The sequence below is a fragment of the Microbacterium maritypicum MF109 genome (assembly GCF_000455825.1).
Lineage (GTDB): Bacteria > Actinomycetota > Actinomycetes > Actinomycetales > Microbacteriaceae > Microbacterium > Microbacterium maritypicum_A.
The window spans coordinates 1-907 of the sequence record NZ_ATAO01000147.1 but is presented as its reverse complement, the minus strand read 5'-3'; the positions used below and the strand labels follow the sequence as shown (position 1 = coordinate 907).

Sequence of the window (907 nt, the reverse complement as noted above, 5' to 3'; positions counted from 1 at the left end):
CGACCGCGGCGGCGACCGCCCCCGGTTCGACCGCGACGACCGTGCGCGTCGCGATGACCGCGGCGCCGGCACCCAGCGTCAGGGCTTCCGTGACAACGACCACCGCGATGGCGGGCGTCCGGGTCGCGACGACCGGCGTGGTGCCGAGCGTCCGCGGTTCGACCGTGACCGCGGCACCGAGCGTCCCCGGTTCGACCGTGACGACCGCCCGCGTCGCGATGACCGCGCCGGTGACCGCACCCGGTCGAACGATCGCGGCACCGAGCGCCCCGAGCGTTCATACGACGCCGACCGCGCGCGTCGCGCTTTCGACCGTGACCGCACACAGCGTTCGTACGAGGGCGGCCGCGACGAGCGTTCGCGTCCGTCGACCGGTGGCGCGTACCGCACCGAGCGCCCGCGCCCGCTGACCTCGGACACCCGTGGGCGCCCGGCCCGCAACGAGCGACCGAGCCGCAACGACTGGAACGCCACCAGCCGTCCTGCATCGACCGGAGCGAAGTTCACGCCGGGCGATGACGTCGTGCACGAGCGCCTCGAGGCGAAGTCCGTCGCGGCGGTCGAGGTCGACGGTGTGACCTTCGGCGACCTCGGTCTCGGATCAAACATCGTCGAGACCCTCGTCGGTATGGGTGCGGCCACGCCGTTCCCGATCCAGGCTGCCAGCATCCCCGCCGTCCTCGCCGGGCGCGACGTGCTCGCCCGCGGCCGTACCGGCTCCGGCAAGACCATCGCCTTCGGCGCGCCGCTCGTCGAGCGCGTGCTGCAGTCGCAGGCCGGCAAGCGCCGTGAATTCGGGCGGTCGCCGCGCGCGATCATCCTCGCTCCGACGCGTGAGCTCGCGCTGCAGATCGACCGCACCATCCAGCCGATCGCCCGCAGCGTCGGGCTGTTCACCACGCAGATC

1 protein-coding gene is annotated in these 907 nt (G+C 73.4%); it reads left to right on the top strand.

The annotated features are described in order from the left end of the window. Positions 1-907 (top strand): DEAD/DEAH box helicase (locus L687_RS29185; protein ID WP_021199343.1); only part of this gene is annotated, 907 nt, incomplete at both ends.